The organism is Mycobacterium sp. 852002-51152_SCH6134967 (genome assembly GCF_001667105.1).
In the GTDB taxonomy this organism is placed as follows: domain Bacteria; phylum Actinomycetota; class Actinomycetes; order Mycobacteriales; family Mycobacteriaceae; genus Mycobacterium; species Mycobacterium neumannii_A.
Window position 1 is genome coordinate 54,796 of sequence record NZ_LZIK01000025.1, and the last position, 18,131, is coordinate 72,926.

17 protein-coding genes are annotated in these 18,131 nt (G+C 67.6%); 1 reads left to right on the forward strand and 16 read right to left on the reverse strand.

The genetic code is table 11. From position 1 onward, the window contains the following. Nucleotides 1–21: 21 nt before the first annotated feature. The 9 genes from A5790_RS08425 to A5790_RS26375 all read right to left on the reverse strand — a co-directional run bounded on the left by A5790_RS08425 (nucleotide 22) and on the right by A5790_RS26375 (nucleotide 10,979). A complete protein-coding gene (locus A5790_RS08425; RefSeq protein ID WP_156656341.1) occupies nucleotides 22–1,392 on the reverse strand; it encodes an FAD-containing oxidoreductase in 1,371 nt (456 codons plus the stop codon). A gap of 25 nt (nucleotides 1,393–1,417) precedes the next feature. After that, nucleotides 1,418–1,900, reverse strand: a complete 483-nt coding sequence (locus tag A5790_RS08430) for a DUF4126 family protein (RefSeq protein ID WP_066842662.1) — start codon at nucleotides 1,898–1,900, stop codon at nucleotides 1,418–1,420. A 67-nt stretch (nucleotides 1,901–1,967) separates the two neighbouring features. After that, entirely contained in the window at nucleotides 1,968–2,813 is an 846-nt protein-coding gene (gene hisG, locus A5790_RS08435) for an ATP phosphoribosyltransferase (RefSeq protein ID WP_066842846.1), read from the reverse strand. Nucleotides 2,814–2,818: 5 nt separating this feature from the next. After that, a complete protein-coding gene (locus A5790_RS08440) occupies nucleotides 2,819–3,100 on the reverse strand; it encodes a phosphoribosyl-ATP diphosphatase (RefSeq protein ID WP_064393961.1) in 282 nt (93 codons plus the stop codon). Nucleotides 3,101–3,140: 40 nt separating this feature from the next. Further along, on the reverse strand, nucleotides 3,141–4,676 hold the full coding sequence (locus A5790_RS08445) for an FAD-binding protein (protein ID WP_066842848.1): 1,536 nt from the start codon (nucleotides 4,674–4,676) through the stop codon (nucleotides 3,141–3,143). Then, entirely contained in the window at nucleotides 4,673–6,130 is a 1,458-nt protein-coding gene (locus A5790_RS08450; RefSeq protein WP_066842664.1) for a sugar porter family MFS transporter, read from the reverse strand. Before A5790_RS08450 ends, A5790_RS08445 begins: the two co-directional genes overlap by 4 nt. Nucleotides 6,131–6,184: 54 nt before the next feature. Continuing rightward, the gene (locus A5790_RS08455) at nucleotides 6,185–6,868 is read right to left on the reverse strand and encodes an HAD family phosphatase (RefSeq protein WP_066842850.1); all 684 of its coding nucleotides are present in this window, start codon (nucleotides 6,866–6,868) and stop codon (nucleotides 6,185–6,187) included. Between the two features lie 12 nt (nucleotides 6,869–6,880). Continuing rightward, on the reverse strand, nucleotides 6,881–10,630 hold the full coding sequence (metH, locus tag A5790_RS08460) for a methionine synthase (protein WP_066842666.1): 3,750 nt from the start codon (nucleotides 10,628–10,630) through the stop codon (nucleotides 6,881–6,883). Between the two features lie 226 nt (nucleotides 10,631–10,856). Then, a complete protein-coding gene (locus A5790_RS26375) occupies nucleotides 10,857–10,979 on the reverse strand; it encodes a hypothetical protein (protein WP_255361513.1) in 123 nt (40 codons plus the stop codon). 105 nt (nucleotides 10,980–11,084) lie between these two features. Between A5790_RS26375 and A5790_RS08465 the strand changes: the two genes are divergently transcribed. After that, a complete protein-coding gene (locus tag A5790_RS08465; RefSeq protein WP_197696749.1) occupies nucleotides 11,085–11,951 on the forward strand; it encodes a PAC2 family protein in 867 nt (288 codons plus the stop codon). An 87-nt stretch (nucleotides 11,952–12,038) separates the two neighbouring features. Here A5790_RS08465 and A5790_RS08470 read toward each other — a convergent pair whose 3' ends face one another. The 7 genes from A5790_RS08470 to A5790_RS08500 form a co-directional block, all read right to left on the reverse strand. Beyond that, on the reverse strand, nucleotides 12,039–12,917 hold the full coding sequence (locus tag A5790_RS08470) for an SDR family oxidoreductase (protein WP_066842670.1): 879 nt from the start codon (nucleotides 12,915–12,917) through the stop codon (nucleotides 12,039–12,041). A 123-nt stretch (nucleotides 12,918–13,040) separates the two neighbouring features. Beyond that, nucleotides 13,041–14,279 carry a cysteine--1-D-myo-inosityl 2-amino-2-deoxy-alpha-D-glucopyranoside ligase gene (mshC, locus tag A5790_RS08475; protein ID WP_066842673.1) on the reverse strand — a complete coding sequence of 413 codons (1,239 nt, stop codon included), beginning with the start codon at nucleotides 14,277–14,279 and terminating at the stop codon, nucleotides 13,041–13,043. A gap of 57 nt (nucleotides 14,280–14,336) precedes the next feature. Further along, the gene (locus A5790_RS08480; protein WP_066842675.1) at nucleotides 14,337–15,116 is read right to left on the reverse strand and encodes a 3'(2'),5'-bisphosphate nucleotidase CysQ; all 780 of its coding nucleotides are present in this window, start codon (nucleotides 15,114–15,116) and stop codon (nucleotides 14,337–14,339) included. Nucleotides 15,117–15,119: 3 nt separating this feature from the next. After that, the gene (locus A5790_RS08485) at nucleotides 15,120–15,953 is read right to left on the reverse strand and encodes an SCO1664 family protein (RefSeq protein ID WP_156656334.1); all 834 of its coding nucleotides are present in this window, start codon (nucleotides 15,951–15,953) and stop codon (nucleotides 15,120–15,122) included. Then, nucleotides 15,937–16,524 carry a DUF3090 domain-containing protein gene (locus A5790_RS08490; RefSeq protein ID WP_066842677.1) on the reverse strand — a complete coding sequence of 196 codons (588 nt, stop codon included), beginning with the start codon at nucleotides 16,522–16,524 and terminating at the stop codon, nucleotides 15,937–15,939. Before A5790_RS08490 ends, A5790_RS08485 begins: the two co-directional genes overlap by 17 nt. A gap of 46 nt (nucleotides 16,525–16,570) precedes the next feature. Then, a complete protein-coding gene (locus A5790_RS08495; protein WP_066842679.1) occupies nucleotides 16,571–17,275 on the reverse strand; it encodes a histidine phosphatase family protein in 705 nt (234 codons plus the stop codon). Further along, nucleotides 17,272–18,102 carry an undecaprenyl-diphosphate phosphatase gene (locus A5790_RS08500; RefSeq protein WP_064404503.1) on the reverse strand — a complete coding sequence of 277 codons (831 nt, stop codon included), beginning with the start codon at nucleotides 18,100–18,102 and terminating at the stop codon, nucleotides 17,272–17,274. The genes A5790_RS08495 and A5790_RS08500 overlap by 4 nt, the downstream gene beginning before the upstream one ends. Nucleotides 18,103–18,131 lie beyond the last annotated feature (29 nt).

Here is an 18,131-nt window from a genome sequence, read left to right on the forward strand (position 1 = left end):
ACTGGCCAGGCTACCCAGCCGTCACGTCAGCGGCGTCATCTCCTGCAGCATCGTAGGCACCAGCTCGCTGACCGTCGGATGGATGTGCATCGTGCGCGAGATCGCGGTGTAGGGCTTCTCGGCGGTCATGATGTCGAGGATCGAGTGGATAACCTCGTCACCGCCGACGCCGAGGATCGCCGCACCCAGAATCTGCTCGGTCTCGGCGTCGACGACCACCTTCATGAAGCCCTGCGTCTCCCCTTTTTCCACCGCGCGGCCGACCCGTGTCATCGGACGCTTGCCGACCAACGCATTTCGACCCGACTCGCGCACCTGCGCCTCGGTCAGACCGGCGCGTCCCAGCGGCGGGTCGATGTAAAGCGCATACGTCGTGATGCGGTCGCTGACCCGGCGCGGGTCGTCGTCGAGCAGGTTCGCCGCGACGATCTCGAAGTCGTTGTACGACGTATGCGTGAACGCCCCCTTGCCGTTGCAGTCGCCCATGGCCCAGATGTGTTCGATGTTGGTGCGCAATTGATCGTCGACGACGATGTAACCGCGCGCGTCGGTTTCGACCCCGGCGTTCTCGAGCCCCAGGTCGTCGGTGTTGGGGGTGCGCCCGACCGCCATCAGCAGATGGGTTCCTGCGATGGGTGCCGCACCGTCGCTCGGGATGACCTCGAAACCGCTGTCGGTCTTGGTGAATTGGATCGCGTCGGCGTCGAGGACGATATCGATGCCCTCGGCCTCCAGGATGTCTTTGACCGCGGCCGAGACGTCCCCGTCCTCACGTGATGTCAGCCGCGGCCCCTTCTCGATCACGGTGACCCCGGCCCCGAAGCGGCGGTACATCTGTGCGAACTCCAGGGCGATGTAGCTGCCGCCGATGATGACGAGATGTTCGGGCACCGTGTCGAGTTCGAGAATGCCGACGTTGGTCAGGTAGTCGATGTCGGCGAGCCCGGGCATGTCGGGTGCGACGGCGCGACCGCCGACGTTGAGGAAGATCCTGTCCGCGTGCAGGACTCGGTCGTCGACGCGGATCGTGTGCGGGTCGGAGAAGCGTGCGTGGCCGCGGATGAACGTGCATCCATCCATGCCTTCGAGCCAGGACTCGACGCCGTCGCGGTCATCGAGCACGATCTTGTCCTTGCGCGCCTTGACCTTTGTCATGTCGACGCCGATATCGCCTGTGCTGACACCGTATTCGGCGCCGCGGCGGGCCAGATGGGCGGCGTGCGCGCTGGCGACCAGGGTCTTGGTCGGAATACATCCGTAGTTCACGCATGTCCCGCCGACGAGTTTGCGTTCGATCACCGCGACCTTCTGCCCCGCCTGCGTGAGCCGGCCCGCCAATGGTGGCCCGGCCTGTCCCGCACCGACGATGATCGCGTCGAAGCGTTCTGTCACCTCAGCCATTTCAAACGGCATCCGTTCACACCAGGCTGACCAGGAACACGATCAGGAAGCCGCCACCCACGGCGACGATGTCTTCGAGGATCGCGCCAGGGCGGTCCTGGCCGTTGCGCAGGTCGGCGAACCGCTGACGTGCCGCCGCGCCGCCCATCGTGCCGAGCACCGCGCCGATGACACCCGCGCCGAGCGCACTGAACGTGTGGAAGTACGCACTGCCGATCACCGCGCCGGCGAAGGCGCCCGTGATGAGACGCGTCGCGAACTGGGGAGTCGTCTTACGGCTGGGGGTTTTCGGCAGCTGATCGGTGACCAGCTCGACGAGCAGGAAGATGGTCAACACGGTGACGGTGATCGGATGCGCCATCCACTCCGACCATTTCCCGTCCACGTCGATCCACCCCAGCAGCGCGCCCCAGGAGACCACCGCCGGTGCGGTGAGTGCGCGCAGGCCGGCGATGACGCCGATCAGCAGTGCGAGTACCAGAATCAGGACCTGCGTCATGGCGACCTCCGGCCGGTGTTATGGACCTCCGGACGCTAACACGCAGGCCGGAAGGGTTCGCGCTGAATCACAGGCGACAGAATCGGATGTCAGAAGCCAGAATCGCCTTGGCGCCGATGGCGGCGAGTTCGTCCATGATCTTATTGACGTCGCGGCGGGGCACCAGAGCGCGCACCGCCGCCCACGCCGGGTCGGCGAGCGGAGCGATCGTCGGCGACTCCAGGCCGGGGGTCACCGCGACCGCACGGTCGAGAACGCTGCGCGGGCAATCGTAATCGAGCATCAGGTACTGCTGGCCGCGAACCACGCCCTGCACACGGGCCACCAGCTGGGCACCGGTGGGGCTGTCCGGCGCGCCGTCCCGCTCGATCAGCACCGCCTCGGAGTCACACAGGGAATCTCCGAACGCCACCAGGTTGTGCAGTCCCAGTGTTCGTCCGGAGCCCACCACATCGGCGATCGCGTCGGCGACGCCGAGCTGCACGGAGATCTCCACCGCGCCGTCGAGCCGGATCACCGTCGCCTCGATGCCGTGCGCGGCCAGGTCTTTTCGCACCAGGTTGGGGAACGCGGTCGCGATCCGCTTTCCCGCGAGATCCTCGACCCGCCAATCGCGCCCGGCCGGGGCCGCATACCGGAACGACGACGAGCCGAAGCCCAGCGCCAACCGCTCCCGCACCGGCGCATCCGATTCGGCGGCCAGATCGCGGCCGGTAATTCCGAAGTCGAGTTGCCCCGAGCCGACATAGATCGCAATGTCTTTGGGCCGCAGGAAGAAGAACTCGACGTTGTTGGCCGGGTCGATGACCGTCAGGTCTTTTTGGTCGGTGCGGCGACGGTAACCGGCTTCGGACAGGACCTCGCTGGCGGGTTCGGAGAGTGTGCCCTTGTTGGGGACGGCGACACGAAGCATGCGATTCACAGCTTCCGGTAGACGTCGTCGAGGGTGAGTCCGCGAGCGATCATCAGCACCTGCGTCCAGTACAGGAGCTGGCTGATCTCTTCGGTGAGCGCGTCATCGCTCTCGTGTTCGGCCGCCAGCCACACCTCGCCGGCTTCCTCGAGGATCTTCTTGCCGATCCCGTGCACGCCGCCGTCCAGTGCGGCGACGGTGCCGCTACCGGCGGGGCGGGTCCGGGCGCGTTCGCTGAGCTCAGCGAACAGGGCGTCGAAGGTCTTCACGGCACGCGATTGTGTCACGCTCGCACCCGTCGGGTCACGCCGGTTTGCCCGACCCCGGTCACGTACGCGCCATGTGCAGTGCGGCGCGGTGGCTGAACAACAGCGACGCCCCGATCGGGTTTCCTCCACCGGGGTAGGTCTCCCCCGAGACGGCCGCCATCGTGTTCCCCGCCGCATACAGACCCGCGATGGGCCGGTCGGAGGTGTCCAGGACGCGGGCATCGGTGTCGGTGCGTAGCCCGCCCTTGGTGCCGAGGTCGGATATGCCGAACGCCGCCGCGCGGTAGGGCGGGGTGTCGATCGGCACCAGCGGCGACGCGCCGCCGGTGAAGGCCCGGTCGAACGATTCGCGGCCGCGACCGAAGTCCTCGTCGACACCGCGCGCCGCGAACTCGTTGAAACGGCGCACGGTGTCTTCCAATTGCGTTGCCGGAACATCGATCTGATCGGCGAGTGCGGCCAGGGTGTCGGCCTGCACCCACAGACCCTCGGCGAAGTACTGTTCAGTCGGGGAGAAGGAGACGTTGGTGGCCATCACGGGCGGTTGTTCGCCGGTTCGGCTGTCGTAGACCATCCAGTACCGCGACCCGACCGTGCCGTCGCGCATCGCGCGCAGGATCGCGCGGCCCAACCGGTCGTAGGCCGCCGACTCGTTGGCGAAGCGGCGGCCGGAACGGTCGACGAAGATGCCGCCGGTGAAGCACAGCGCGAACGCGGCGCGGCCGTCCGGATGGATCAGCCCCGGCGACCACCACGCCTGGTCCATCAGGTCCACGTCGGCCCCGACGGCAATCGCCGCCCGATGGGCCAATCCCGTGTTGGCCGGGGCGCCCATGGTGTCGCGGGCGCTTCCCGGGACGCCGAATTCGGCCCGCATGTCGGGGTTCTGTTCGAAACCACCCGTGGCGAGCAGCACGCCGCGCCGCGCCGTGATCGTGCGGCGCTCGCCGTGGTGCTCCACGACCGCTCCGACCACGCGACCTCCCTCGACGACCAACTCGACCAGGCTCGTGGACAGATGCGCCGTCACCGCCGGGTTGTCGGCCATAGCCCACAGAAACCGTCCGACCAGCGCCCGCCCGCCGGTGAGCAGATCGGGCTGCGGCGCCCCGAGGCGCTCATGGTCCAGCGGCCCACGAACCAGGCCCGCGAACCGGCCGAGACGCTCGTCGGGCACGGCCTTGGAGACGATGTGGCGCATGCCGTCGGTGCGGGCGCCGGCCGCCGAACTGTAGTAGTCAGGCCACGGCAGGATCTTGAACGCGAAGTGCTCGTCGCGTTCGAGGTAGTCGATCAGGGCGGCACCGCCGCGGACGTAGGTCTCCTGAAGAGCCGCGGGTGTGCGGTCGCCGACGACCTCGCGGTAGTAATGCAGCGCGTCGGAGATCGTGTCGTCGCATCCGGCGCGGGTGAGCACCGCGTTGCACGGATACCACATGCCGCCGCCCCCGGAGTAGGCGAAGGTGCCGCCGAACCGGTCGCTCGCCTCCACGATCGCGACCGAGAGTCCTTCCCGCGCAGCGGTATAGGCTCCGGCCAGTGCCCCGGCAGAGCCGGCGACGAGGACGTCGACCGACTCGTCGATGCCGCTCAGACGGTTTCCTGCTGCGAAGCGACCTCGTTGCCCATGTCCTCGAGGTGTTTGCCCTTGGTCTCGGCGACGAACTTCCACACGAACAGCAACGACAGCACCGCGCAGATCGCGTAGAAGCCGTAGGCGATGCCGAGCGAGAAGTCACCGAGTGCGGGGAACGACGCGGTGATCGCACAGTTGGCGAGCCACTGCGCTGCGGCGGCCAGACCCAGCGCGGCGCCGCGGATGCGGTTCGGGAACATCTCGCCGAGCAGCACCCAGACCACCGGGCCCCACGACATGCCGAACGACACCACAAAGAGGTTCGCGGCGACCAGTGCAATCGGACCGGCGATGCCGTCCAGGCTCGGCTGCCCGTCGACCACCGGCGCCGTGCCGAAGATGACCGCCATCGTGCCGAGGGTGATGGCCATACCCGTCGACCCGATCAACAACAACGGCTTGCGTCCGACCTTGTCGATCAGCGCGATCGCGATGAGCGTGGTCACGATGTTGGTCACCGACGTGATCACGGTGATCAGGAACGCCTGCTGCTCCCCGAAGCCGACGGCCTCCCACAGCACGTTCGAGTAGTAGAAGATCACGTTGATGCCGACGAACTGCTGAAACACCGACAGCAGCACGCCCACCCAGACGATGCCGTAGAGCCCTCCGGTCGGCTTACGCAGATCGCGCCACGACGGCGGTTTCTCCGACTTCAGCGATTCCTTGATGCGCGTGATCGTCAGCTCGAGGTTCTTCTCCCCCAGCAGCTTCGTCAGCACCCGCCGCGCCTCCGGAATCCGGTACCTGGCAACGAGATAACGTGGTGATTCGGGGATTGTGAACGCCAGAACGCCGTAGACCACGGCGGGCACCGCCATCACGAGGAACATCCACCGCCAGGCCGCCATCCCCAGCCAGAGTTCCTCGCGCGACCCGCCCGCCAGGCGGGCCAGCAGTGCATCGATCGCCAGCGAGATGAAAATGCCAGAGACGATGGCCAGCTGCTGCAACGAGCCCAACCTGCCGCGGATCCGCGGCGGCGAGGTTTCGGCGATGTAGGCCGGTGCGATGACCGAAGCCACGCCGACGCCGATGCCACCCACGATGCGGAAAATCGTGAACATCCAGATGTTGGTCGCCAGGCCGGTGCCGAACGCGCTGATGAAGAACAGCAGCGCGGCAATCTTCATCACCGACAGCCGGCCGATCTTGTCGGCTAGCCGACCGCCGGCGAGCGCACCCATCGCGGCGCCGATCAGGGCCGCCGCAACGGCCACGCCCGTCACCGCCTTGCTGATCTGGAAGTGGTCCTCGACCGCCGCGACCGCGCCGTTGATGACCGCGCTGTCATAGCCGAACAGAAGGCCGCCGAGCGCGGCGACGGACGCGATGAGAACGACGCGGCCGCTGTGCTCGGACTCCTCGTAATCCACAGCTGTCGAGGAGTCACCTGCGGGTCCGTGAGTCATGTGAGACCTTTCCACAGCGCGTGATGGACGTCACATTCAATCACAGACCGGTGCTCAGGCGGTGCGTTCTCCCGGCCTGTTCACCAGTTCGGAATGGACCCGGCGAAGGTCCGCGGCACGCAACCCGGCGAGCGAGGAAACGTGGTGTCGACGTGGCCCGCTGGGTACCGCTACGTCGTTGGGCACCACCAGCACCGGGCATCCGGCACGTTCGGCGGCCGCCGAGCCGGTGACGGAGTCTTCGACCGCCAGACACGCCACCGGATCGAAACCCAGCAGTGCGGCCGCGCGTTCGTATACGTCGGGTGCGGGTTTGCCGCGGGTAACCTCGTCACCGCAGACGGACACCGAAAAGTAGTGCGCACCAATGCTGTTCAGTGCCTTGTCAGTCAAAGCACGCAGGGTGTTAGTGACGAGTGCCATCGGGATTTCTTCTGCGGCAAGCTCATCGAGCAATTCTTCCGCACCGTCACACCACTCCAGGCCGCCGTCGAACAGCTCGGCGGTGTAGGCGTGCAGCCATCGGTTCGATTCGGCCATCGCGCGCGGATCCTGGTCGAGGCCGAGGTCGGTGTACACGGTCCGAATGGTGTCCTCGGCCGAGCCGCCGACCAGCGCCTCGCGCACCTGTGGGGTCAGCTCGCCCCCGAGTTCGGCGTAGAGCGCCCCCAACGAGACGTCCCACAGCTTTTCCGAATCGACAAGGGTGCCATCCATATCGAAGAGGACGGCGCGCAGCACCGCCCCCATTCAGTCCTCCGGGTTGTAGCCGAGGTTGGGCGCGAGCCAGCGCTCGGCCTCCTTCAGCGTCCAACCCTTGCGCTTGGCGTAGTCGGCGACCTGGTCCTGGGCCAACCGGCCGACCACGAAGTACTGGGACTGCGGGTGCGAGAAGTACCAGCCGCTGACCGCGGCCCCCGGCCACATCGCCATCGAATCGGTCAGCTCGATGCCGGTGCGCTTCGTGACGTCCAGCAGGTTGAACAGCGTCGCCTTCTCGGTGTGCTCCGGGCATGCCGGATAACCGGGCGCGGGACGGATGCCCACGTATTTCTCGCCGATGAGCGCGTCGTTGTCCAGCTGCTCGTCGGGCTGGTATCCCCAGAACTCCTTGCGGACCCGTTGGTGCATCCGTTCGGCGAACGCCTCGGCGAGCCGGTCGGCGACCGACTCGAGCAGGATGGCGCTGTAATCGTCCAGCGCCGCCTTGAACTCCATGATCTTGTCCTGGCTGCCGAGCCCCGCGGTGACGGCGAAACCGCCGACGTAATCGGCCAGACCGGTGTCTTTGGGTGCGACGAAGTCGCCGAGCGACCGGTTCGGGATGCCCTCGCGGTGCTCGCCCTGCTGGCGCAGGTTGTGCAGTGTGGTCAGCACCTCGGTGCGGGTGTCGTCGGTGTAGACCTCGACGTCGTCACCGACGGCGTTGGCCGCGAAGAAACCGATCACCCCGTTCGCGGTCAGCCATTTCTCCTTGATCGCCGTGTCGAGCATCTCCTGCGCGTCGTCGTAGAGCTTGCGGGCGGCCTCCCCCGTGGCCGGGTTGTTGAGGATGTCGGGGAATCGGCCCTTCATCTCCCAGGCGTTGAAGAACGGCTGCCAGTCGATGTACTCGCGCAATTCGGCGAGGTCGTAGTCAACGAACTCGCGCACGCCGAGCCCCTGAGCGGGCACCGGCGGCGTGTAGCCGTCCCAGTCGATCGGCGTCCGGTTCGCGCGGGCCTTCTCCAGGGTCAGCATCGGCCGGTCGTTCTTCTGGGCGTGCCGCTCGCGCAGGGATGCGTAGTCCTTCTCGGTGGCCTCCAGCAGTCCCGGCCGCTGTTTGTCGTCGAGCAGCGCGGCGGCCACCGGAACCGAGCGGGACGCGTCCTTGACCCAGACCACCGGACCGCTGCGGCGCGGCGAGATCTTCACCGCCGTGTGCGCCCGCGAGGTGGTCGCACCGCCGATGAGCAGCGGGATCTCCAGCCCTGCGCGTTCCATCTCGACGGCGAAGTTGGACATCTCGTCCAGCGACGGGGTGATCAGGCCGGACAGCCCGACGATGTCGGCGTCGTGCTCCTTCACCGCGTCCAGGATCTTCTGCGCGGGCACCATCACCCCGAGGTCGATCACTTCGAAGTTGTTGCACTGCAGGACAACCCCGACGATGTTCTTGCCGATGTCGTGGACGTCGCCCTTGACGGTCGCCATCACGATCGTGCCGTTGGTGTCTTTGGAACCCGTCGTGCCGGCCTCCTCCTTCTCCGCCTCGATGAACGGAAGCAGGTATGCGACGGCCTTCTTCATCACCCGGGCCGACTTCACGACCTGGGGCAAAAACATCTTGCCTGAGCCGAACAGGTCGCCGACGACGTTCATACCGTCCATCAGTGGACCCTCGATCACCTCGATCGGTCGCCCGCCCGCGTCGGCGATCTCGACCCGCAGTTCCTCGGTGTCGTCCTCGACGTGGGCGTCGATGCCCTTGACCAGCGCGTGCGTGATCCGCTCGCGGACCGGTAGGGACCGCCACTCCGCTGCCGCCGGGTCGTCGGCCTTGTCCTTGGTGTTGAACCGCTCGGCGATCTCGAGCAGCCGTTCGGCCGCATCCTCGCGACGGTTCAGCACGACGTCCTCGATGCGCTCCCGTAGTTCGGCGTCGATCGAGTCGTAGGGCACCAGCGCGCCTGCGTTGACGATGCCCATGTCCAGGCCCGCCTTGATGGCGTGGAAGAGGAATACCGCGTGGATCGCCTCGCGGACCGGGTTGTTGCCGCGGAACGAGAACGACACGTTCGAGATGCCGCCGGAGAGGTGCACCCCGGGCAGGTTCTCCTTGATCCAGGCGCACGCCTCGATGAAGTCGATCCCGTAGGTCGCATGCTCCTCGATGCCGGTGGCCAGCGCGAAGCAGTTCGGGTCGAAGATGATGTCCTCGGCGGGGAAGCCGACCTCTTCGGTCAGGACCCGGTAGGCGCGACCGCAGATCTCCTTGCGGCGCTCCAGGTTGTCGGCCTGCCCCTCCTCGTCGAAGGCCATCACGACGACGGCGGCGCCGTACTTGCGGCACAACCGAGCCTCGCGGATGAACTTCTCCTCGCCCTCCTTCAGGGAGATCGAGTTGACGATCGGCTTGCCCTGCACGTTCTTCAGGCCGGCCTCGATGACCTCCCACTTGGAGGAGTCGATCATCACCGGCACGCGGCTGATGTCGGGTTCGGACGCGATCAGCCGGGTGAACCGGTCCATCGCGGCGACGCCGTCGATCATGCCCTCGTCCATGTTGATGTCGATGACCTGCGCACCGACCTCCACCTGCTGCAGGGCCACCGACAGCGCGGTGTCGTAGTCCTCGGCCTTGATGAGGTTGCGGAACCGGGCCGAGCCGGTGATGTTGGTGCGCTCACCGATGTTGACGAACAAGGTGTCGTCGTCGATGTTGAGCGGCTCCAGGCCCGACAGCCGGGTGGCCACCGGGATCTCGGGCACCTGGCGCGGTGGCTTGCCCTCGACGGCTTCGGCGATCTTGGCGATGTGCGCGGGCGTCGTTCCACAGCATCCACCGACCAGGTTGACGAAGCCCGCCTCGGCGAAGTCGGCGACGTAGCCGGCCTGACGCTCGGGGGTTTCGTCGTACTCGGCGAACGCGTTGGGCAGCCCGGCGTTCGGGTAGCAGGAGACGAACGTGTCCGCGATTCGCGACATCTCGGCGATGTAAGGCCTCATCTCCGGTGCACCGAGCGCGCAGTTGAGGCCGATCGCGAGCGGCCTGGCGTGCCTGACCGAGTTCCAGAACGCCTCGGTGACCTGGCCGGACAGCGTCCGCCCGGAAGCGTCGGTGATGGTGCCCGAGATGACGACGGGCCAGCGGCGGCCGCGTTCCTCGAACAGCGTCTCGATCGCGAACACGGCGGCCTTGGCGTTGAGCGTGTCGAAGATCGTCTCGACCAGGATGATGTCGGCACCACCGTCGACCAGGCCGTTGGCGGCTTCGAGGTAGGCGTCGACCAACCGGTCGTAGGTGATGTTGCGGGCGCCGGGATCGTTGACGTCCGGCGAGATCGAGGCGGTCCGCGTGGTCGGTCCCAGAGCTCCGGCGACGTAGCGGGGCCGGTCACCGGTGCCGACCTCGTCGCAGGCCTTCCGCGCCAGCGCCGCACCGGCGTAGTTCACCTCGTAGCTGAGCTCTTCCATGCCGTAGTCGGAGAGCGAGATCGCGTTCGCGTTGAACGTGTTGGTCTCGATGATGTCGGCGCCGGCGTCGAGGTATTCGCGGTGAATCGCCTCGATGATCTGCGGCTGGGTCAGGTTGAGCAGGTCGTTGTTGCCCTGGACGTCGCTCGGCCAGTCCTTGAACCGTTCGCCGCGGTATCCGGCCTCGTCGGGCCGGTCCCGCTGGATCGCCGTGCCCATCGCGCCGTCGATCACCATGATCCGCTGACCCAGTGTCGCGGTCAGTTCGTCGGTGCAGTCGGGGCGGATGTTCGGCGTGAGAGTGTTCGACTCAACGGCAGTCATGCGCGCTCCTTCCCTAGGGAAAGGCGTCCTTGAGTCTGCCGAGCGTGGCGGATAACGGTGAAGACCGGAATCCGTTGCAACGCCTCTCGACAGGCAAAGTCTACGTTGTCATCCAAACGATTCTCGGACGCCCGCCTCGACGTGGCGATCGGTCCGACCCGCACGGCGACGCGCGCCCATGAGCGAACGCTGGCGGATCTTGTCGGCACTGTCGTCGACACCATGATTAACCAGATTGCAGCCGAGCGTATTTCGTCTTGGCTGGCAGCCGGGTGCACATCGCGCGGCCACCGATTACGAGGGCGTCGAGCAAATCGGTGATGTACGCGCGGTCCTTCACATCAGCCACGAATCCAGGGTAGTGGGCGAATCAAGTCAGCACGTGTGGCGATGGCGCTCCTACCCGCCTCAGAGGGCTTACGCTGGCGTTGTGACCTTGTCGGATGCGAGCGGTTTGAGACCGCCCGACCTGCCCGAACTGAACGACACCATCGTCGTCGCAGCGTTCGAGGGCTGGAACGACGCCGGCGACGCGGCCAGCGATGCGGTGGAGCACCTCGACGCGATCTGGGAAGCCGAGACGATCGTCGAGATCGACGACGAGGCCTACTACGACTACCAGGTGAATCGGCCGGTGATCAGGCAGGTCGACGGGGTCACGCGGGAACTGGTGTGGCCGTCGATGCGGATTTCGCACTGCCGTCCCCCGGGTTCCGACCGTGACATCGTGCTGATGCACGGCGTCGAGCCCAACATGCGCTGGCGCACGTTCTGCTCGGAGCTGTTGGCGATCGCCGACAAGCTCAACGTGCAGACCGTCGTCATCCTCGGCGCCCTGCTGGCCGATACGCCCCACACCAGGCCGGTGCCGGTGTCGGGCGCGGCCTACTCGTCGGATTCCGCGGCGGTGTTCGGGCTGGAGGAGACGCGGTACGAAGGCCCGACCGGCATCGCGGGCGTGTTCCAGGACGCGTGTGTGCAGGCCGGGATCCCCGCGGTGACGTTCTGGGCCGCGGTGCCCCACTACGTTTCCCAGCCGCCGAACCCGAAGGCGACGGTGGCCCTGCTGCGCCGCGTCGAGGACGTGCTCGACATCGAGGTGCCGCTGGCCGACCTGCCGACCGCCGCCGAGGAGTGGGAGCAGGCGGTTTCGGAGATGACCGCCGAGGACGACGAGATCGCCGAGTACGTCCAGTCGCTGGAGGAACGCGGCGACGCCGAGGTGGACATGACCGAGGCGCTCGGCAAGATCGACGGCGACGCGCTGGCCGCCGAGTTCGAGCGCTACCTGCGGCGCCGCGGCCCGGGCTTCAGGGGCTGAGGGGCTTCACCCCGCGCGAGCGACCACTTTTGCACGGCAAAGTGCGGCCTGTCGCGGTACAGACACGGTCGCTCGCGGCAGGGAGGGTTAGTGCTTTTCCAGCGCCTCGGTGCGCGCGCTCATCGACCGGCCCAACGCGGCGACCTCGGCGTCCATCTTCGGCAGCAGGTCGGGCACCGTCTTGAGCGTGGCCCGTTCCCCCAGCCGCGACGCCAGCAGCGGCTTGAGCCAGCGCATCAGGCCGACGAACCGCGGGCAGTTGATCTGCCGCTTGCGGGCCTCGATGCCAGCGACGAACAGCTCACCGCACTTGTCCACCGAGGTGGTCTTGCCCAGCGGCCCGGGCAGAGAGTCGAGCATCTTGCGCGCGCTCGGCAGGTCCGAGCGACTCTCCCGGACCAGCGGCGTGTCGATCCACAGCATGTGCGCCGACCCGACGTCGACACCGTGGTGCGCGACCTCCAGGCGCAGCGCGTTGGCGAAATGCTCGGCGGCCGCCTTCGAGGCGTCATAGGGAGCCATGCCGGCCGAGGCGGCGTAGGCGGCCGCCGACGACACCACCAGGACGTAGCCGCGCCGGTCGATCACCGAGGGCAGCGCAGCGCGCACGGTGTGGAACACGCCGACGACGTTGACGTCCATGATCGTCTGGAACGCCTGCGGGTCGACCCCGAGCACCGACCCGTAAGTCGCGATGCCGGCGTTGGCCATCACGATGTCGATGCCGCCGAACCGTTCGACCCCCTTGGCGACCGCCGCCTCCATCGCCGCCAGGTCGCGCACGTCGGCGACCGCTGTCACCACCCCGTCCTCGCCGAACCGGGCAGCGACCTGGGCCAACCGGTCGGCGTCGAGGTCGGTCAGCACGAGCTTGGCGCCCTTGTGGTGCAGCCGCCGGGCCACCTCCTCGCCGATGCCGTTCGCCCCGCCGGTGATCAACGCGACTTTGCCGTTCAGTGAACTCATGGCGGCTAAGGTACCGCGCCGGCGGCGGCGTTCGACACACGTTCAGCGCGCCGCGAGAGTGCACAAATGGCTGGGAAACCAGCGGCGTGTCGTCGACAGACGCGCACACTCGCCGCAACGGGGTTACAACCGAATGCCCAGCAAGGCGTCGACGGCGGTCGCCACCGTGTGCCCCGCCTCGGGGTCGTGGCCGCCGTAGCTCAGGGCGTCGGTGGTCCAACCGTCCAGCGCCACAAGCGCTTTCGTGGTGTCCAGATCGTCGGCGAGGTACCGGCGAACCCGCTGCACGACATCGGTCGCATCCGGCGCGCCGGGCAGCGCGACCGCCGCACGCCAACGACCCAGCCGCTCGATCGCCTCGGCCAGCACCGCGTCGCTCCAGTACCGGTCGGCACGGTAGTGACCGGCGAACAACCCGAGCCGGATCGCTGCGGGGTCGACGCCCTCGGCGCGCAGCCGCGAGACCAGCACCAGGTTCCCGCGGCTCTTGCTCATCTTGTGGCCGTCCCAGCCGATCATGCCGGCGTGCACGTAGTGACGCGCGAATCTGCGCTCGCCGGTGACGGATTCGGCGTGCGCGGCGGAGAACTCGTGGTGCGGGAAAATCAGGTCGCTGCCGCCGCCCTGAATATCGAGATCGGTGCCGATGCGGCTCAGGGCGATGGCCGCACATTCGACGTGCCATCCCGGGCGGCCCGGCCCGAACGGCGACGGCCAACTCGGCTCCCCCGGCCGTTGCGCCTGCCACAGCAGCGCGTCGAGTTCGTCGCCCTTCCCCGGTCGCTCCGGGTCGCCGCCGCGTTCGGCGAACAACCGGGCCATGGTGTCGCGGTCGTAGCCGGACTCGTAACCGAACTGTGCGGTGGCGTCGGCGCGGAAGTACACGTCGGGATACTCGGCGTCGTCGACGATGTAGGCGGCACCCGAGGCCAACAGCTTCTCCACCACCTCGATGACCTCGGCGATGGCCTCGGTGGCCGCGACGTAGTCGTGCGGCGGCAGCACCCGCAGCGCGGCCATGTCCTCGCTGAACAGCCGGGTCTCGCGGTCGGCGAGTTCGCGCCAGTCGATGCCGTCGCGCTGCGCGCGTTCGAACAGCGGGTCGTCGACGTCGGTGATGTTCTGCACGTAGTGCACCCGATGTCCGGCGTCCAGCCAGATGCGGTGCACGAGGTCGAAGGCGAGGTAGGTGGCCGCGTGGCCGAGGTGGGTCGCGTCGTAGGGCGTGATGCCGCAGACGTACATCGTGGCCGTTTCGCCAGCACTGACGGGACGAACCTGCCGGTCGGCGCTGTCGTAGAGACGCAGCTGCGGTCCCCGGCCCGGCAGCGCCGGGACGACGGGAGCCGGCCACGAATTCATAGTCTCGACTCTAGGCATCGATCTGACTGACATCGCGGGCGGCCGTTTCATTCCCGGTCAGTCCCTCCAGCGGCTCCGATACGCCGAAAGGATCTCCTTGAGCAGCGCCTCGCTGAGCTCGGGCCGGCACATCAGCAGGTCGGGCAGATAGGGGTCGCGCCGGTTGTAGACCAGCTCCGAGCCGTCGATGCGCGACGCGTGCAGACCCGCGGCCTGCACCACACCGGCGGGCGCGGCCGAATCCCACTCCCACTGTCCGCCGGCGTGCAGGTAGGCGTCGACGTCACCGCGCACCACCGCCATCGCCTTGGCGCCCGCGGACCCGATGCGCACCAGCTGGATGTCCATCCGGTCGCGCAACCACCACAGCACCGGCGGCGGCCGGTTGGAGCTGGCCGTGATCAGGATGGGGCCGTCGGCGCGGGGCGGCGGCGGGATGACGGTGTCGGTGCGGTAGACCTCGTTGCGCGCGGGTAGCGCGACCGCGGCGTCGGTGATGCGCCCGTTCGGCCCGCCGTCGCGTCGCCACAGCGCGATGTGCACCGCCCAGTCCGTGCGCCGCGGCATCGAGTACTCGTGGGTGCCGTCGACCGGGTCGACGATCCACACCCGGTCGGCGTCGACGCGCGACAGATCGTCGACCGCTTCTTCGGAGAGCACCTTGTCGTCGGGCCGCTCAGCGCGAAGCCGCTCGAGGATCAGCCGGTTGGCCAGCTTGTCGCCGGTGTCGCCGAGGTCGTACGGGTCGTAGAAACCCACTTCCTCGCGGACCTTCAGCAGCATCTCGCCCGCCTCGGCGGCCACCTCGGCGGCCAACGCCGCATCAGTCAGGGTCATCGCTCAGAACGCCGGCCACGGGATCGGGCGATGCCGATCGGGTGTGGGCATCACCGGATCGGTCAGCAGCGCAACGGTTCTGGAGAGCAACGCGGCGATCTCGCGCTCGGTGATGAGGGCGCACAGTTCGTCGCCTAACCCGTTGCGCAGCTGATCGCGCAGCGCCGCCACCGATTCCAGCGTCTGATCGTCGACGGGTTTACCGGCCCAACCCCACAGCACGGTGCGCAGCTTGTCCTGGCTATGCAGGGTCACCCCGTGGTCGACGCCGTACACCCGACCGTCAACGCCGGACAGGATGTGTCCGCCCTTGCGGTCGGCGTTGTTGACCAGTACGTCGAACACCGCCATCCGACGCAACCGGTCGTCGTCGGCGTGTACCAGGGTGACCTCGTCGCCCGCGTAGTCGTAGGCCTGCAGGATCGGCAGAAAGCCCGGCGGAATGCGGCCCGCGGGAAGCAGATCCACCAGATCCGGCCCGTCCGGTCGTTCGTCGTCGACCTCATCGCCCGGCTGGTCCACCCACAGCTGCACCATGCCCATACCCGCCGGCCCCTCACGAATAATGGTGTAGGGCACGACATTCCATCCCAACGCGGCCGACACCAGATAGGCCCCGCGCTCACGACCGGCCAGCGTGCCGTCGGGGAAGTCCCACAGCGGCGCCTCGCCCGCCACCGGCTTGTAGACGCAATGGACTTGGTGCTGCCCGAGATTCGCCTCGCACAAGAAGGTCGCGTTGCTGGCCGATCGGATGCGCCCGATGACGGTCAGTTCACCGCGCCGCAACACCTCTTCGCGGACCGCATCGGCCCCGCCGTCAGATGTCGACGTCATCGTCGGACTCGGCGAAGGCGCCGCGCCGATAGCCGTTGGTGCGCACGCAGATGTGGCCTTCGGGGTCCAGCGGTTCGTCACAGAGAGGACAGGGCGGGCGGCCTGCCGAGATCACCCGGTTGGAGCGCGTCGCGAACTCGCGCGCGGATTCCGGTGTGAGGAACACACGGACCGCGTCGGGGCCCTCCTCTGCGTCGTCGAGCACCACCGACGCGTCGAATTCGGTTTCCGACACCGCCAGCAGTTCGACGACGACCGTCTGGGCTTCGGAGTCCCAGCCCAGTCCCATCGTGCCCACGCGGAACTCCGCGTCGACCGGAGTGATCAGCGGGCTGAGATCCTCGACCTCACCGGTGTCGGGCGGAATCGGCGTTCCGAACCGGCGATTGATCTCGAGCAGCAGTGCGGCAATCCGTTCGGCGAGCACGGCGACCTGCTGCTTCTCCAGAACCACCGACACGACGCGCTTGTCGTGGACGGCCTGCAAGTAGAACGTGCGATTGCCGGGTTGGCCGACGGTCCCGGCCACGAATCGGTCGGGTGTGCGGAAGACGTGGATTGCGCGGGCCATGGCACTTCCCAAAATACCGGTTGGGGCTCGTCAGCCGTAATTGCGACTAGCCGGTGGACCCGCCGACGACGGCATCCTCCGGCGGCACCTCGCCGTCTTCCGCGTCGCTTTTCGCGGGTTTGGGCGCCAGCCCCGACGTGAGTTGGTCACCAGTGTGGTTGACGTGGATCACGAACGGCCGCACCGCCGTGTAACGGATCACGCTCATCGACGCCGGGTCGGCGGTGATCCGTTGAAAGCTGTCGAGATGGGTGCCGAGCGCGTCGGCGACGATGGCTTTGATCACATCGCCGTGAGTGCAGGCGACCCACAGCACGTCGCCCTCGTGCTCCTCGGCGAGTCGACGGTCGTGCTCGCGGATCGCGGCCACCGCGCGGGCCTGCACGTGGGCCAGTCCCTCCCCGTCGGGGAACACCGCGGCGCTGGGCTGCTGCTGCACCACCGCCCACAACGGCTCGGAGACCAAGTCAGCGATCTTGCGCCCGGTCCAGGCCCCGTAGTCGACCTCCGAGATCCGGTCGTCGACGATCGGCGTCAGGCCCAGCGCTGCGGCCAGCGGTTCCACGGTTCGTTCGCAGCGCAACAGCGGCGAGCGCACGATCGCGCGGATCGGCAGCGAACCGATGCGGGTTGTAACCGCATGCGCCTGTTCGCGCCCCTTGTCGTCGAGGTCGACGCCCTCGGACCGGCCCGCCAGCGTGTGCGCGGTGTTGGACGTCGAGCGGCCGTGCCGCAACAGGATCACCGTCATGTCGCTGCCACCACACCCGTCCCCAACAAGATCAGCACCACGGTGCCCAGCATGACGCGATACCCGACGAACCAGTACATGCTGTGCCTGACCAGGAACCGCAGGAACCAGGCCACTGCGGCGAAACCGACCACGAACGCGATCACCGTGGCCACCAGCAACTGCGGGCCGGTCGCGCTCATCCCCTCTCCGACGGGATGGAACGCGTCGGGAAGCGAGAACAACCCGGAGGCGAACACCGCGGGGATGGCCAGAAGAAAACCGAACCGGGCCGCCAGCTCGCGGTTGAGACCGAGGAAGAGCCCGGCGCTGATCGTCGCGCCGGAACGGGACACACCGGGCAGCAGAGCCAGGCACTGCGCGAAGCCCACGATGATGCTGTCCTTCCACGTCAGCTGTTCGACGGTGCGCGCCTGGCGGCCGAAGTACTCGGCGGCGGCGATGACGGCCGAGAACACGATCAGCGCGATCGCGATCGCCCACAGATTGCGTGCGCCGGTGCGGATCTGGTCCTTGAACAGCAGCCCGAGGACGGCGATGGGGATGGTCCCGACGATCACATACCAACCCAACCAGTAGTCGGCGTTGCGGTGCGCGGTGACGAACAAGCCGTTGAACCAGGCCTTGACGATGCGCCCGATGTCCTTGGCGAAGTAGAGCAGGACAGCGAACTCGGTGCCCAACTGGGTGACGGCGGTGAACGACGCCCCGGCGTCGTCGGCGAAGAACACGCGCGACGTGATCGCCAGGTGCCCTGAGGAGCTGACGGGCAGGAACTCGGTCAGCCCCTGCACAATCGCGAGGACGACGACCTGCACCCACGACATCGCCGGCACGTCCGTCACGACGACGACCG

Bases quoted from the DNA above. Each gene is read 5' to 3' on its own strand.
- mshC (WP_066842673.1), bottom strand. From the start codon at position 14,279: ATGAATTCGTGGCCGGCTCCCGTCGTCCCGGCGCTGCCGGGCCGGGGA.
- A5790_RS08470 (WP_066842670.1), bottom strand. From the start codon at position 12,917: ATGAGTTCACTGAACGGCAAAGTCGCGTTGATCACCGGCGGGGCGAAC.
- A5790_RS08430 (WP_066842662.1), bottom strand. From the start codon at position 1,900: ATGACGCAGGTCCTGATTCTGGTACTCGCACTGCTGATCGGCGTCATC.
- A5790_RS08495 (WP_066842679.1), bottom strand. From the start codon at position 17,275: ATGACGGTGATCCTGTTGCGGCACGGCCGCTCGACGTCCAACACCGCG.
- A5790_RS08480 (WP_066842675.1), bottom strand. From the start codon at position 15,116: ATGACCCTGACTGATGCGGCGTTGGCCGCCGAGGTGGCCGCCGAGGCG.
- A5790_RS08500 (WP_064404503.1), bottom strand. From the start codon at position 18,102: ATGTCGTGGGTGCAGGTCGTCGTCCTCGCGATTGTGCAGGGGCTGACC.
- A5790_RS08485 (WP_156656334.1), bottom strand. From the start codon at position 15,953: ATGACGTCGACATCTGACGGCGGGGCCGATGCGGTCCGCGAAGAGGTG.
- metH (WP_066842666.1), bottom strand. From the start codon at position 10,630: ATGACTGCCGTTGAGTCGAACACTCTCACGCCGAACATCCGCCCCGAC.
- A5790_RS08450 (WP_066842664.1), bottom strand. From the start codon at position 6,130: ATGACTCACGGACCCGCAGGTGACTCCTCGACAGCTGTGGATTACGAG.
- A5790_RS08490 (WP_066842677.1), bottom strand. From the start codon at position 16,524: ATGGCCCGCGCAATCCACGTCTTCCGCACACCCGACCGATTCGTGGCC.
- hisG (WP_066842846.1), bottom strand. From the start codon at position 2,813: ATGCTTCGTGTCGCCGTCCCCAACAAGGGCACACTCTCCGAACCCGCC.